General features: G+C 61.3%; 12 protein-coding genes and 1 riboswitch. Of the genes, 3 read left to right on the top strand and 9 right to left on the bottom strand.

All coding sequences use genetic code 11. The annotated features are described in order from the left end of the window. Positions 1–27 precede the first annotated feature (27 nt). From LOY36_RS21590 to LOY36_RS21555, 8 genes are all read right to left on the bottom strand, one after another. Complete coding sequence (locus tag LOY36_RS21590) at positions 28–246, bottom strand: cysteine-rich CWC family protein (protein WP_019580865.1); 219 nt, start codon at positions 244–246, stop codon at positions 28–30. 122 nt (positions 247–368) lie between these two features. Further along, positions 369–2,147 (bottom strand): allophanate hydrolase, encoded by a 1,779-nt coding sequence (gene atzF / locus LOY36_RS21585; protein WP_258670839.1) that lies wholly within the window; start codon positions 2,145–2,147, stop codon positions 369–371. Between the two features lie 25 nt (positions 2,148–2,172). Continuing rightward, positions 2,173–5,805, bottom strand: a complete 3,633-nt coding sequence (gene uca, locus LOY36_RS21580) for an urea carboxylase (protein ID WP_258670836.1) — start codon at positions 5,803–5,805, stop codon at positions 2,173–2,175. Positions 5,806–6,143: 338 nt separating this feature from the next. Further along, complete coding sequence (locus LOY36_RS21575) at positions 6,144–6,785, bottom strand: urea amidolyase associated protein UAAP2 (RefSeq protein WP_019580862.1); 642 nt, start codon at positions 6,783–6,785, stop codon at positions 6,144–6,146. Positions 6,786–6,796: 11 nt separating this feature from the next. Continuing rightward, complete coding sequence (locus LOY36_RS21570) at positions 6,797–7,522, bottom strand: urea amidolyase associated protein UAAP1 (protein ID WP_096479655.1); 726 nt, start codon at positions 7,520–7,522, stop codon at positions 6,797–6,799. Between the two features lie 12 nt (positions 7,523–7,534). After that, positions 7,535–8,323, bottom strand: coding sequence for an ABC transporter ATP-binding protein (locus LOY36_RS21565; RefSeq protein WP_258670831.1), 789 nt, complete (start codon positions 8,321–8,323; stop codon positions 7,535–7,537). A 19-nt stretch (positions 8,324–8,342) separates the two neighbouring features. Beyond that, entirely contained in the window at positions 8,343–9,158 is an 816-nt protein-coding gene (locus tag LOY36_RS21560) for an ABC transporter permease (RefSeq protein ID WP_019580859.1), read from the bottom strand. A gap of 17 nt (positions 9,159–9,175) precedes the next feature. Continuing rightward, the gene (locus LOY36_RS21555) at positions 9,176–10,243 is read right to left on the bottom strand and encodes a putative urea ABC transporter substrate-binding protein (protein WP_258670828.1); all 1,068 of its coding nucleotides are present in this window, start codon (positions 10,241–10,243) and stop codon (positions 9,176–9,178) included. 62 nt (positions 10,244–10,305) lie between these two features. Continuing rightward, positions 10,306–10,406, bottom strand: a riboswitch (guanidine-I (ykkC/yxkD leader). 281 nt (positions 10,407–10,687) lie between these two features. On the opposite strand from LOY36_RS21555, the gene LOY36_RS21550 reads away from it, so the two are divergent. Next, positions 10,688–10,936 (top strand): hypothetical protein, encoded by a 249-nt coding sequence (locus LOY36_RS21550; protein ID WP_019647972.1) that lies wholly within the window; start codon positions 10,688–10,690, stop codon positions 10,934–10,936. Positions 10,937–11,148: 212 nt separating this feature from the next. Then, the gene (locus tag LOY36_RS21545) at positions 11,149–11,592 is read left to right on the top strand and encodes a hypothetical protein (protein WP_258670826.1); all 444 of its coding nucleotides are present in this window, start codon (positions 11,149–11,151) and stop codon (positions 11,590–11,592) included. A 50-nt stretch (positions 11,593–11,642) separates the two neighbouring features. On the opposite strand, the gene LOY36_RS21540 is transcribed toward LOY36_RS21545, so the two are convergent. Further along, entirely contained in the window at positions 11,643–12,755 is a 1,113-nt protein-coding gene (locus LOY36_RS21540) for an enoyl-CoA hydratase/isomerase family protein (RefSeq protein ID WP_258670821.1), read from the bottom strand. A 132-nt stretch (positions 12,756–12,887) separates the two neighbouring features. On the opposite strand from LOY36_RS21540, the gene ung reads away from it, so the two are divergent. Beyond that, positions 12,888–13,580 (top strand): uracil-DNA glycosylase, encoded by a 693-nt coding sequence (gene ung / locus LOY36_RS21535; protein ID WP_007941426.1) that lies wholly within the window; start codon positions 12,888–12,890, stop codon positions 13,578–13,580. The last annotated feature ends 22 nt before the right edge of the window (positions 13,581–13,602 follow it).

Raw genomic sequence — 13,602 nt, 5'->3', positions numbered from 1 at the left:
GGATCGGTGGGAAAAGGGCTGTGTATGTTACGTGATCGGCCAGGCGGCTGCTTGCAACTGCGCCTCGACCCGGGCGCAGGCCGGGCACAGGCAGGACTTGTCGCGCAGCTCGGCCGGCAGCGTTTCGAACACCGCCGGGTCGATGCTGACGCCGTAGCACCAGCAGGCACGATCGACGGTTCGTGGGTCGGCCAGGCTGCAGTCGTTGGAGGCGCCGCAGGCCGGGCAGAGATCAGGCTTATTCATGAAAGGGGCATTCGGTAATGGCCGGTTTGCTTGGCCCGAGCTGCGCATGATCGTCCCGCAAGCCGCCATGTGCAAGCTAACGCCCGCACATTCCTGAAGGAGTCTTGCCGGTGATCAGGCGATCAACCCAGGCTTTTCAAATACGCCCGCCACCCGCCCAAATGACTGATTTCCACCGCCCCGTCCAACCCATACGGCTCACAGATAAACCCGCTCTCCCAACGCCCATCCGCCAGTTGCACCTTGCCCAGCCCCAGCGGTGCCGGAATCCCGGTCAGGAACGAACCCAATTCACTGCTCGGCAATTCCCAGACTTCCACCGCAATCGCCACGCCGCCCTCTTTAACGCGGACCATGCCGGGGCGATACGGTGGGCCGCCGGCCAAGGCATACAGCTGATAGTCGGGAGAGCTCTGAGTTGTTTCTACCAGCCGCGCTCCACGCTGTTTGAGTTGCCAGTTCAGCGCCAGCCCCTCCAGGTGCGCGCCGCAGACCACCAGTCGTGCCCGGTCATTGTGCGCGATGGCGGCCGGTGCGGGTGACGCCAGGCCCTGCTGACGTTGCAGGGCATCTGCCACGCTCAACAGATACTGATCGGTAAACGCGCGACCAAACAAGGTCACGCCCCATGGCAAACCATTGCCCATCAATCCGCTGGGCACGGCGACGGCAGCGTAATCGAGCAGGTTCATGAAGTTGGTGTAGTAGCCCAGTTCCGAGTTGCGCAGTACCGGTTCGGCGGCAAGTTCCGCCAATGTCACCGGACGGCCAATGGTTGGCGTCAGCACGCAGTCGAGGCCCTCCAATACTCTGTCGCACAGCGCCTTCAAGGCTTGCAGTCGGTAGTGGGCGCGGAAGGTTTGCACGCCGGTCACTGCCGGGGCCTTGGCCAGCACGGCACGAATCACTGGCAATACGGCTTGAGGATTTTGCTCCATCAATTTGCCGGCCACGCTGTAACGCTCGGCCACCCATGGCCCTTCGTAGAGCAACCGCGCCGCTTCAAGGAAGGGCGACAAATCCAGTTCGACCGCTTCACCGCCTAGGGCTTTAAGCTGGTCGATGGCGTCGCCAAACAACAACGGGCCTTCAGGGCAGCCGAAGAACGCCAGGTCCTGCGCACGGGGCACACCGAAACGAAACGCGCGCGGCGTGCCGAAGGCCGAGCCGTCATTCCACAGCGGATTGCTGCGGCTGTATTCATCCCGTGGGTCGAGATGAGCGGTCAGTGCCAACAACTGACTGGCTTCCCGAGCCGTGGCCGTAAAGGTCGTGACGCAATCGAGCGTGCGACAGGCCGGAACCACCCCGGCCGTGGAGATCAGCCCTTTGGTGGCTTTCAAACCGACCAGATTGTTCAGCGCCGCCGGTACGCGTCCGGAACCTGCGGTGTCGGTGCCCAGGGCAAAACTCGCCACGCCGAGCGCCACCGCCAGTGAAGAGCCGGCGCTGGAACCGCCCGACGGATATTCCGGCAACACGCTGTTCGGGCAAGCGCCATACGGCGAGCGGCTGCCGTTGAGGCCGGTGGCGAACTGGTCGAGATTGGTCTTGCCCAGCGGGATCGCGCCCAGCGCCAGCAGTTGCTCGACGATGGTCGCCGAACGCTCCGGCACGTAGGCAAACGCCGGGCACGCCGCGGTGGTCGGAATGCCCGCCAGATCGATATTGTCCTTGATCGCGAACGGCACGCCGTACAGCGGCAGGCTGCCTGGGTCACGACCATCGAGGGCGGCGAGGTACGGTTCCAGTTCCTCCGCGCTGAGTAAATGGATGAACAAGTGATAGTCCGGGTTCAGCGCCGCGGCTTTTTCCCGCAGGCTCGGCAGCAATTGCCGAGGCGTGATGTGGCCATCACGGTAAGCGTTGCGCAGGGCGTCGAGTTGCAGATTGATGTTCATGGTTCAGATCCTTGTTGAAATGGCTTCAGTCGAGTTCCAGCACCACGACGCGTTGTCCGGCGCGCACTGGCGAGCCTGGTTGCACACGAATCTCGCGCACCACACCGGCCATGGGCGCGAGCAGCGGGATTTCCATCTTCATCGACTCCAGAATCACTAGCACATCTCCGGCGACCACTTGGCTGCCGACCTCCACCTGAACCTGCCAGAGGTTGCCGGCGATGTGGCTGTCGATGCTCTGCTGACCGTCGGCCAACAGTGCCTCTTCGGTCACTTGCGGCGCCGGTTCTTCACTGTCGAAATGCGCCTGACCGCTGGCAATCCAGCGCTCGCGCTCGGCGTTGAACGCACCTTTTTGCTGATCTCGAAACGCCGCAATGCTGTTGGCTTCCTTCGCCAGAAACGCCTGGTAATCCGCCAGGTTCAACTGACTGTGCTCGATGTTCAGCGCGAAGTGCCCGAGCGGGAAATCCCGTCGAATGCGCAGCAGTTCGTCGGCGCTTACCGGGTAGAAGCGGATTTGATCGAAGAACCGCAGCAGCCACGGTTTGCCATCGAACGCGGCGACCTCGCGGTAGCGATTCCACATCTGCAAGGTCCGGCCGACGAATTGATAACCACCGGGGCCTTCCATGCCGTACACGCACATATAGGCGCCACCGATGCCTACCGAGTTTTCGGCGGTCCAGGTGCGGGCCGGGTTGTATTTGGTGGTGACCAGACGATGCCGTGGGTCGAGCGGGGTGGCGACCGGAGCGCCGAGGTAGACATCGCCCAGCCCCATCACCAGATAGCTGGCGTCGAACACCGTGCGCTGCACTTCGTCGAGGTTCGGCAGGTCGTTGATGCGCCGGATGAACTCCAGATTGCTCGGGCACCATGGGGCGTCCTTGCGCACGGTGGTCATGTATTTCTCGATGGCCAACTGGCAAGCCGGGTCATCCCAGGACAGCGGCAGGTGCACGATGCGCGAGGGAACCTGCAAGTCTTTGGCGGCGCACACGGCGTCCCACTCACCGGCGACGATGCCCAGCAGATCGGCGAGCGGCAGTTGCTCCGGTTGGTAGTGCACTTGCAGCGAACGGATGCCCGGCGTCAGGTCGATTACCCCGTGCAGGCGTTTGCCTTCCAATGCCTGCATCAGCGCGTGGGCGCGGAAGCGCAGGACCAGGTCCAGTTCAGGTGCGCCGATTTCCAGTAACAGGTGAGTATCCCCCGACAACCGGGCGACCAACCGTGTATCTCCCTGGCCGATATCCAGCATCACAGGCGACACAACCCCCTGTGGGAGCTGGCTTGCCTGCGATGAAGCTGATGCGGTGTCTGATCGGGCCTCATCGCAGGCAAGCCAGCTCCCACAGGAATCCCATTTCAAGGCGAGGTTACGGGCGGTCTCGAGATCGACCGGTTGGAACTGCACCTTGTCTCCAGCCTTCAGTTGCCCGAGCTGCCAAAGATCCGCTTCGATCACCGTCACCGGGCAGACAAACCCACCGAGGCTCGGACCATCGGGACCGAGGATCACCGGCATATCACCGGTGAAATCCACCGCGCCAATGGCATACGGATTGTCATGAATATTCGACGGATGCAGTCCCGCCTCACCCCCATCGGCCCGCACCCATTCCGGCTTCGGCCCGATCAGGCGCACACCGGTGCGGCTGGAGTTGAAATGCACTTCCCATTGGGTGGCGAAGAACGTGCCGATGTAGTGTTCGGTGAAGTATTCCGGCGCGCCATGGGGGCCGTAGATCACCCGGATTTGCCGCACCGCCGGTAACTCGGTGACCTGTTCGTCAGGCAATTGAATACCCGCGCTACGGTCGATCAAGGCTGGTACATGCAACACGTCCCCGGCCCGCAACGCACGACCGCCATGGCCACCGAACTGACCGAGGGTGAAGGTGCTTTTGCTGCCCAGATAATCCGGCACTTGCAGGCCGCCGCGCAGGCACAGATAGCTGCGAGCGCCTGCACCGGTGATTGTGCCGAGATGCACTGTGGCACCGGCCGGAACCAGCAGCGAGGTGTTCATCGGCGCCGCTTCGCCGTTCAGCGTCAATGGAATCTGCGCACCGGTCACCGCCACAACCGCATCACAATTGAAGCGCAACATCGGCCCGCTCATGGTGATTTCCAGCGCTGCAGCACCCTCGTCGTTACCCAGCAAAAGGTTGCCCAAACGCAACGCTCGGTTGTCCATCGGCCCCGACGGCGGCACGCCGACCGCCCAGTAACCGAGACGCCCCGGATAATCCTGAACGCTGGTCTGGGTGCCGGCGCTGATCACCTCAAAGGTGTTGGCCTGGTAGACCAGCGCTTCCAGGCAACGGGTCCACGGCTGGCCGCTGGTAAAGGGCACATCGAGCAGAATTTGCCGCAGGTAATCACGGTTGGTTTCCACCCCGTACAGCAGGCTGTCGCCCAGGGTTTGAAGCAGATCGGCGCGGGCTTCTTCGCGAGTCGGCGCCCAGCGGATGACCTTGGCAATCATCGGGTCGAAGTACGGCGGGATCTCGCAACCGGCCTCGACCCACGTGTCGATGCGCAGGTGTTTGCCATCGGCGACGGGGAAACTTACCGCCGTCAGCAGGCCGGGGCTCGGTTGAAAATCCCGCCCCGGATCTTCGGCGTAGAGCCTTGCCTGGATCGCGTGGCCGTCGGCTTTCAAGCCTTGGCTCAATGCGTTCAATGGCGGTAAATCTCCGGCCGCCAGTTCCACCATCCAGCGCACCAGATCCACGCCCCACACTTGCTCGGTGACACCGTGCTCCACCTGCAAACGGGTGTTCACTTCAAGAAAATAGAAACGCTGGGCGTCACTGTCGAAGACGAACTCCACGGTGCCGGCGCTGCGGTAATTCACTGCCTTGGCGAGTTTGATCGCGGCAAGGCAGAGCGCTTCGGCCATGCCGTCGGGCAGGTTGGGTGCCGGGGTTTCTTCAAGGACTTTCTGGTTGCGCCGTTGTACCGAGCAGTCGCGCACGCCGAGGGCAATCACCTCGCCCTGGCCGTCGCCGAACACCTGCACTTCCAGATGTCGCGCGCGCTGGATGTACTTCTCGATGAACACACCGGCGTCGCTGAAGTTGTTCTGCCCGAGGCGTTTGACCGCTTCGAAGGATTCGCCCAATTCGGCGGCGCTGCGGCACACGCGCATACCGATGCCGCCACCGCCGGCGGTGCTTTTGAGCATCACCGGGTAGCCGACCTGTTCGCCGGCGATCAATGCCGCGTCAAGGCTGTCGAGCAGTTCGGTGCCTTCGAGCATCGGCACGCCGTGTTGTTTGGCCAGGGCGCGGGCGGTGTGTTTGAGGCCAAACACGCGCAGTTGCTCAGGCGTGGGGCCGATGAAGGCGATATTGGCTGCTTCGCAGGCCTCGGCGAACGCGGCGTTTTCCGAGAGGAATCCGTAGCCGGGATGGATCGCCGTAGCGCCGGTGGATTTGGCGATGGCGAGGATTTTGTCCACGGCAAGGTAAGTGCCGGCCGCCGCGCCTTCGCCCAGGCTGTGGGCTTCATCGGCTTGCAGGATATGCAGGCTGGCGGCGTCGGCTTCGGAGTAAACCGCGACGCCCTTGACCTGCAACTCTCGCAGGGTCCGCAGAATGCGGCAGGCAATGGCGCCACGGTTGGCGATGAGGACTTTTTTGAACATGGCATAACCCCTGGAGGCGATAGCGCATCAGCCTCGACCTGGGATGCGGGCCGTCCCGCAGTTTTTCGAGATGCACCCGGGCCGTCCCGGATGAACAAAATTCACGCTTTTTTGTGGCGAGGGAGCTTGTCGGATCGCCGCACCGTCCCGCTCGGCTGCGCAGCAGTCGCAAAACCTGCTGCTGTGGTCCGTCAGACATAGCGCGATAGCAGGGTTTGGGGCCGCTTCGCGACCCAGCGGGAGCAAGCTCCCTCGCCACAGGGATCAGCGTTGTTTGAGGCACTGGCCGGAGCGGGCCTGACACAGGGCAAACAACCACCGCCGCAAACGCGCAAGTTTCAGTTCCATACCAAAAGCTCCGCAGGCGTGGGGTTGTAGGCGTTGCACGGGTTGTTCAGTTGCGGGCAGTTGGAGATCAGCACGATCACGTCCATCTCGGCGCGCAGGTCGACGTATTTGCCGGGCGCTGAAATCCCGTCTTCAAACGTCAGCCCGCCATCGGCCGTCACCGGCACATTCATGAAGAAATTGATGTTCGGCCCGATGTCGCCCTTACCCAGGCGCCCGTCGTGGGCGCAGGCGCGCAGGTAGTTGTCGCGGCAGCTGTGCATGTAGCGTTTTTCCAGGGCGTAACGCACGGTGTTGCTCTCTTGTGCGCAGGCACCGCCGAGGGTGTCGTGACGCCCGCAGGTGTCTTCGACGATGGTCAGCATTGGCTTGCCGAGGTTGGAATAGAGCACGCTGCCAGTGCTCAGGTAGACGCTGTTCTGCCGACGCAACGTGCGTTGCACGTCATAGCGTTCCCTGGGATTGGCAAGGCTGTAGAACAAAGTGTCGACCGCCTGATTGCCTTCCAGGTCGAGGATACGCAGGGTCTGGCCGGCCTTGACCTCCATCAGCCAGGGTTCACCGGCCGGGATGGTGGCGCGGTAGACCGCTGTTTCTGGTTGCTTGTGGGCGGTGGCGATAGCGAGTGACATGGCAGCGATCCTCAGGCGAACAGACGGTCGGTGTTGATGAAGCCGCGCTCGTTTTCCGGGCGCGAGGTGCGGCAGTGTTCGGCGACGCTGGCATCGGCGTTCATCCAGCTCAGCTTCAGCGGTTTCGGTGCGTATTCCGGCGACGGATCCATCGGGTGTTGCAACGCGGTGAGTACCACCAGGGTGTCCATCGGCGCGTACAACTCGATGTAATCACCGGCCTTGGAATTGCCTTCGACGAAGTGGAAGCGGCCAGCCTCATCGACGTTCACCCGGCTGAACAGGTTGAGCGTCATCAGCAGGTCGGACAGGCCCAGTCCCCACTTGCCCAGCTCCACCAACAAGTTGTCGGTGCCGTTGCGGAAGAAGCCGTTGCGCAGTTCCTGATAGCGGCCCTGGCCATATTTTTGTGCGACTTCTTCAGCGCAGAGCACGCCGCCGAGGCTGTCGCTCCAGCCACAGGTGTCGGCGGTGATGGCCGCCAGCACGCGACCCATGTCCGAGTACAGGCAATGGCCGCTGGTGAGCTTGGCGGTGTGTTGGCATTTGAGGCTGTCGGGCAGGTTCAGGCGTTCGGTTTTTTCGTTGGCGTTGAGCAACGTCAGGCTGACGTTGGCACCGCCGCGCAGGTCAGTCAGGCGCAGCAATTGGCCGCGTTTCAGGACGAATGAACGATGGCCGCCGCCGGGGAGCATTTCTTCGGCGAACGGCGGGAACAGTTGGGTCGAATCAGTCATATGCAGATTCCTCTAAGCGATACGAAGCGTGCCTGCCAACTGAGCTGGCAGGGCGTCGACGGCGGCGCGGTTGGCGCGGCGGTCGCTGTTCAAAGGGATGTCGTAGGTGATGCGTGCGCCATAGGCGCCGGGGGCGTGCGGGTCGACACGGACCTTGTCGAACACCAGCAAACGGGTGCCGAGACTGAAACCTTCGGACAGGTCGTGGGTGACCATGAACACCGTCAGTTGCGTCTCGCGCCACAGCTCCAGCAGCAGGCTGTGCATGTCTTTGCGGATGCCCGGATCGAGGGCGCCGAACGGTTCGTCGAGGAGCAAGACCCGCGGCTTCATGATCAATGCCTGGGCAATCGCCAGCCGTTGTTGCATGCCACCGGAGAGTTGCGCCGGGTACTTGTCCAGCGAGTGACCGAGACCGACTTTGTGCAGCAACACTGAGGCGTGTTCGCGTGCCTCTTTTTTAGCGCTGCCGAACAACCGCCCCAGTAATGGCGAGCGCGGGAGTTCGAGGCCGAGGGCGACGTTGTCCAGCACGGTCAGGTGCGGGAACACCGAGTAGCGCTGGAACACCACGCCACGGCTCGAATCCGGTTCGCCAGCCAATGCCTGACCGTCCAACAGAATCTCGCCGCGACTGGCGCGTTCCTGGCCGAGCAATAGCCGCAGGAAGGTCGATTTGCCGCAACCTGACGCGCCGACCAAGGTGCAAAACTCACCTTCGTTGACGCTCAGGTTCAGCCCTTCAAGCACCACTTGATCGGCGTATTGCTGCCAGACGTTTTTCACTGTGATGAAGCTCATGCCCGCGCCCCTTCATAACTCATTTGGAGGCACCTTGGTGCCAGGGAAAGGCCCGTTGGGTCAGGCGCTTGAGGCCCCAGTCCATCAGCCAGGCGAGTAGGGTGATCCACACCACGTAGGGCAGAATCACGTCCATCGCCAGGTAGCGGCGCACCAGGAAGATCCGGTAACCCAAACCGTCCGTGGAGGCGATGGCTTCGGCGGCGATCAAAAACAACCACGCCGAGCCGAGCATCAGTCGCAACGAGATCAGCAGGCGCGGCAGCAATTGCGGCAGCACCACACGCAGCATCAGAGTCCAGGTTGAAGCACCGAGGGTCTGCGCCTTGATCAGCAATTCCACAGGAATTTCCCGGGCGCGCTGTTCCAGATCACGGGCCAGGCACGGAGTGATGCCGATCACGATCAGCATCACTTTCGACAACTCTCCCAACCCGAACACGATGAACAGAATCGGCAGAATCGCCAGCGGCGGCACCATCGACAGCACCGTCAGCACGGGCGACAACGGTGCGCCAAACAGCGGCAGCGTACCGGCGGCGATGCCCAGGCACAGCCCGGCCAACGCACTGATGCCGAGGCCGATGGCCAACCGCCGCAGGCTGGAGGCGGTGTCTTGCCAGAGCAGGTATTCACCGGTGCGGGTGTCGGCGGTGAAGGCCAGGCGCTTCACCGCGTCGGTCATCTGCACGGCACTGGGCAGCAGTTTGTCGTTGGGGTTGTCCATCAGCCGTTCGGCCGAGCCCATGAAGTAGGCGAACAGCACCAGGGCGAACGGCAGGATCACCAACAGCAGGCGACTCGGGCGATCCGGGTGGCGATTGATCAGGCGCATGGCCAGCTCCTCCTGTCTTACAGCTTGGCGTCGGCGGCCATCTGCACGTAAGTCGGGTCGAAGCGCAGCTTGAGGTTGCCTTTATCGCCGCTGGTCACGCCATTGGCGAAGGCCATGCCGATGGCGCTGGTGTCCTTGGCACCTTCACCCAGCAAGCCGTGCTGGAACGAGAACTCGGCGACCTTGCGCATGGTGTCGGGCAGTTGCTTGCTGGTGGAGAACGCCAGGGCTTCTTTGGGCGTGGCGAACAGTTTGGTGGTGTCGAGTTGCGCCTGGAAACCGGCCAGGTCAGTACCCGAGGCTTTGGCCATGTGTTCGAGGGCGGCTTGGCTGGCGGCGTTTTTCGCGTTCATCAACTCAACCACTTCGAACCAGGCGCCGGTCAGGGCTTTACCCAGGGCCGGGTTGTCTTTGAGGGTGGCGCTGTTGACCACCATCATGTCCATGATTTCGCCGGGGATCTGGCTGGAATTGAACACTTCGGTCACCGCAGGCTTGGCCTTGATGTCCGAGAGCATCGGGTTCCAGGTGGTGACGGCGTTGACCTGTTCGGTGTTGAACGCGGCGGAGATGTCGGCGTCGGAGGTGTTGACCACTTTCAGGTCTTTCTCGGTGAGGTCTACCGAATCCAGAGCACGGGCCAACAGGTAATGGGAGACAGACAGCTCAACCAGATTGACGTCCATGCCTTTGAGGTCAGCGACTTTCTTGCCTTCGCCTTTAAGCACGATGCCGTCGTTGCCATTGGAGAAGTCGCTGACGATCAGCGCCGTGCTGTCGACGCCACCGGCAGCCGGAATGGTCAGCGCGTCCATGTTGGTCATGGTGCAGCCGTCGAATTGGCCGGCGGTGTATTGGTTGATGGATTCGACGTAGTCGTTGAGCTGCACCACATCAATCTTGATGCCGTACTTTTTCGCCCATTTGTCGACGATGCCCTGGCTGCCGGCATATTCCCAGGGCATCCAGCCGGCGTAGATAGTCCAGCAGACGCTGAAATGGTCTTTCTGTGCGGCCTGGGACGAGACACTTACAAGAGCTGCAAAAGCAGCGGCGAACAGGGCGGGTAAACGAAGTCGGGACATGGGATGGTTCTCCAGTTGATCAAGGGCGGACAGGAAGGCAGCGGCACCGCGAACGGTGGCTTGTCTCCCGGGCTTTTGTCCCGCCGTGTAACCTCAACTGGAGGTCGCCAACTCTCGGACCAGTCACTCGCGATTGCGAGCCGGAACCCTAGTCAGCCATTGCAAATTGTGGTGCCGCGAACCTGTGATGACTCCTGCACGCCTTTGGTTAAGCGAGAGCCGTGCCAAGTTGGCTTGAGCGCTCTGGCTGGGGCATGGAAGGGTGGGGGGAGATCAAAGGGACAGGGCGCTTTGCCTTGTCATGGTGCGCTGCGCATGGGCATGCACCGTAGAAGGACGGCTAGCCGCTGATCTGAAGGTCGATGCGATCAGGCACTCGGAGCCTGTTTTAAAGTCAAAACAGGTGTGACTCGACTGCCGTTGCAGGTCTTTCAGGAGGCCTCCATGTTCTGTCAGAAAAAGCTCCGCCAAATACTGCTCAGTGTGTTTTTTGGTTTGGGTCTGTCCGGGTGTTACTACTACGTAGGTCCTGCCGATGCTTATCCGGCACCTTATTACTACCCCGGCTATTACTCGCCTTACTATTACGGCGGCTATTACGGGCCGCGTGTTTACGGTGGCTATCGCTATTATTACTACGGTGGACACGGACCTGGTCATTACGGCGGTGGATACAATCGCTGGCACCATTAATCAGCTCATGAATACAACGGCGCGTCCGTCTTGCGGAGGCGCCGTTTTCTTTTGCGCAGGATGAAAAACCTTTCATCGGCTACTTGTTTCTACGTGTTGCAGAAACGCACCAGATCCCGATTTCACTGTCTGATCTTTCGACAGTCGCCGAACAATTGACTGTCGCCTGCCAGCGTCGCTGGTATGGCTCACTCGCGGTCCAGGAGGCCGCCATGCTCTGTCGAAAACAGCTCCGCCATATTCTGCTGATCGTTCTATCGGGATTGTTTCTTGGTGCGTGCGTGCCCTATTCCGATGGCGACAGCTACTACCGCTCGGATGTCTACACGTCCCCGGCGCCGTATTACTCCGATGGTGGTTACTACACAGCTCCGCGCAGGTACTACTCGCCGCCTGCACGGTATTACCAGCCATCGCCACGTTATTACTACCAGCCGCGGGTTTATCAACCGGCACCGCGCTATTACGACTACCGCGGCAACCAGAATCGCGGATGGGACCGTCATGACCGCGGTGGTTGGGATGGTCGTCGCGACGGTTGGGGCGGCCATAGTCGCGGCAACTGGAACGACGATTCTCGGGGCCACAGTGGACGGGATCACCATGGCGGAAGAGGCGATCATGGCGATAACGATGGCCGAGGCGGCCGTCGCTAACTCCTCAATAGAAAGCGGCGCATGAAGCGCCGCTTTTTTGTGCCTGGATATCAGTATTCCGACAGATCCGCCAACGGATGCCGACCTTCCCAGACCTTGTGAAAATGCGCTTCCACCGCAGCTTCCGGCACCGTATTGATATCCGGCCAGTGCCAGTGAGGTTTCTGGTCCTTGTCGATCAACCGCGCACGCACGCCCTCGCTGAATTCCGGATGACGGCAGCAATTGAGGCTCATGGTGTATTCCATCTGAAAGACTTGAGCCAGTGACAGGTGCCGGGCGCGGGCGATCTGTTCCCACACCAGATGAGCGGTCAGGGGTGAGCCTTCGATCATGGTGCAGGCCGCACGACTGAGCAGCGGGTCTTTATGAACGCGTAGCGCACTGATGGCCTTCCAGGCACAACGAACATCGCTGACATCCAGCAACTCGTCGATCTGCTGGCGTCGTGGCAGCCACTGCGCTTCCGGCATTTTTACGAGTGCTTCTTGTTGCAAGGCCTTGAGCAGGCTGTTGAGCTGCATGGCGGTCTGTTCCTGCCAGTTCAATTGCAGCAAGCCTTCGATCAGCTCTTGCTGTTGTTCGTCGAGCAAAAAGCGATCGGCCAGGTCCAGATCGATCGCATCGCGACCGTTCATCCAGGCGCCGGTCAGGCCGAGAAACAACCCGAGCTTGCCGGGCAGCCGCGACAGAAACCAACTGGCGCCGACGTCCGGGTACAAGCCGATGCCAATCTCCGGCATCGCCAACCGGCTGCTCGGCGTGACAACCCGAATGCCCGCCCCTTGCAGCAGCCCCATGCCGCCACCCAACACGTAACCATGACCCCAGCAGATCAACGGTTTCGGGTAGGTGTGCAACTTGAAGTCGAGGCGATATTCTGCCGCGAAGAAGTGCGCAGCCAAGGGCGGTACTTCCCCGGGATGGGCGCGACACGCTTCCACCAGACTGCGCACTTCACCGCCAGCGCAAAAGGCCTTGTCGCCATTGCCGCGCAGCAGTACACAAACGATCTGTGGTTCCTTGGCCCAGGCGTCCAGTTGATCGCGCAAGGCGTTGATCATCGGCAAGGAGAGGGCGTTGAGGGACTTTTCGGCATCCAGGCTGGCGATGCCGATGCGTGCGCCGTCGGTGCCGGTGAGTTCTTCGAAGTGCAGATTCATCATGACCTCGATCGGGAATTTGAGCGTTCAGTATGATCGCTCTATAGGAAAATGCCGGATCTGCGTCAGATCAATTGACAAGCGTGATGGGCTTTCCTAGGGTTCGCCCCATTGTTTTTGCCGGATGTAACCATGACTGCTGACGACCGTATCAAACTCGAACCGAGCTGGAAGGAGGCCCTGCGTGCCGAATTCGACCAGCCTTACATGGCAGAGTTGCGCACATTCCTGCAACAGGAGCGCGCGGCGGGCAAGGAGATCTATCCGCCGGGACCGTTGATTTTCAACGCGCTCAATTCCACGCCGCTGGACAAGGTCAAGGTGGTCATCCTCGGGCAGGATCCATACCACGGCCCCGGTCAGGCCCATGGGTTGTGCTTCTCGGTGCAACCGGGCGTACCGGCGCCGCCGTCGCTGGTGAACATCTATAAAGAGTTGAAACGCGACCTGAACATCGACATCCCCAACCACGGCTACCTGCAGAGTTGGGCGGAGCAGGGCGTGTTGATGCTCAACACCACCATGACCGTGGAACGAGCGAATGCCAACGCCCATGCAGGCAAGGGCTGGCAGTATTTTACCGACCGGATTATCGAAGTGGTCAGCGAGCACCAGCCACATCTGGTGTTCCTGCTGTGGGGGGCGCATGCCCAGAGCAAGCAGAAACTCATCGATGCCACCAAACACCTGGTACTGACGTCGGTCCACCCGTCGCCGCTGTCCGCTTATCGCGGCTTCCTCGGCTGCGGGCATTTCAGTCGGGCGAACAAGTTTCTGGAACAGAATGGCGAGACGCCGATTGAGTGGCGCTTGCCGCCGGTTTGAGCGGCTTTGATGGCTGATTGTC

Origin of the sequence: Pseudomonas sp. B21-019 (assembly GCF_024749225.1) — a bacterium.
In the GTDB taxonomy this organism is placed as follows: domain Bacteria; phylum Pseudomonadota; class Gammaproteobacteria; order Pseudomonadales; family Pseudomonadaceae; genus Aquipseudomonas.
The sequence above is the reverse complement of the archived record's forward strand: the minus strand, read 5'-3'. Positions and strand labels throughout refer to the sequence as shown.

Coding starts and splice junctions, on each gene's coding strand:
- LOY36_RS21590 (WP_019580865.1), bottom strand. CDS start 246: ATGAATAAGCCTGATCTCTGCCCGGCCTGCGGCGCCTCCAACGACTGC.
- atzF (WP_258670839.1), bottom strand. CDS start 2,147: ATGAACATCAATCTGCAACTCGACGCCCTGCGCAACGCTTACCGTGAT.
- uca (WP_258670836.1), bottom strand. CDS start 5,805: ATGTTCAAAAAAGTCCTCATCGCCAACCGTGGCGCCATTGCCTGCCGC.
- LOY36_RS21575 (WP_019580862.1), bottom strand. CDS start 6,785: ATGTCACTCGCTATCGCCACCGCCCACAAGCAACCAGAAACAGCGGTC.
- LOY36_RS21570 (WP_096479655.1), bottom strand. CDS start 7,522: ATGACTGATTCGACCCAACTGTTCCCGCCGTTCGCCGAAGAAATGCTC.
- LOY36_RS21565 (WP_258670831.1), bottom strand. CDS start 8,323: ATGAGCTTCATCACAGTGAAAAACGTCTGGCAGCAATACGCCGATCAA.
- LOY36_RS21560 (WP_019580859.1), bottom strand. CDS start 9,158: ATGCGCCTGATCAATCGCCACCCGGATCGCCCGAGTCGCCTGCTGTTG.
- LOY36_RS21555 (WP_258670828.1), bottom strand. CDS start 10,243: ATGTCCCGACTTCGTTTACCCGCCCTGTTCGCCGCTGCTTTTGCAGCT.
- LOY36_RS21550 (WP_019647972.1), top strand. CDS start 10,688: ATGTTCTGTCAGAAAAAGCTCCGCCAAATACTGCTCAGTGTGTTTTTT.
- LOY36_RS21545 (WP_258670826.1), top strand. CDS start 11,149: ATGCTCTGTCGAAAACAGCTCCGCCATATTCTGCTGATCGTTCTATCG.
- LOY36_RS21540 (WP_258670821.1), bottom strand. CDS start 12,755: ATGAATCTGCACTTCGAAGAACTCACCGGCACCGACGGCGCACGCATC.
- ung (WP_007941426.1), top strand. CDS start 12,888: ATGACTGCTGACGACCGTATCAAACTCGAACCGAGCTGGAAGGAGGCC.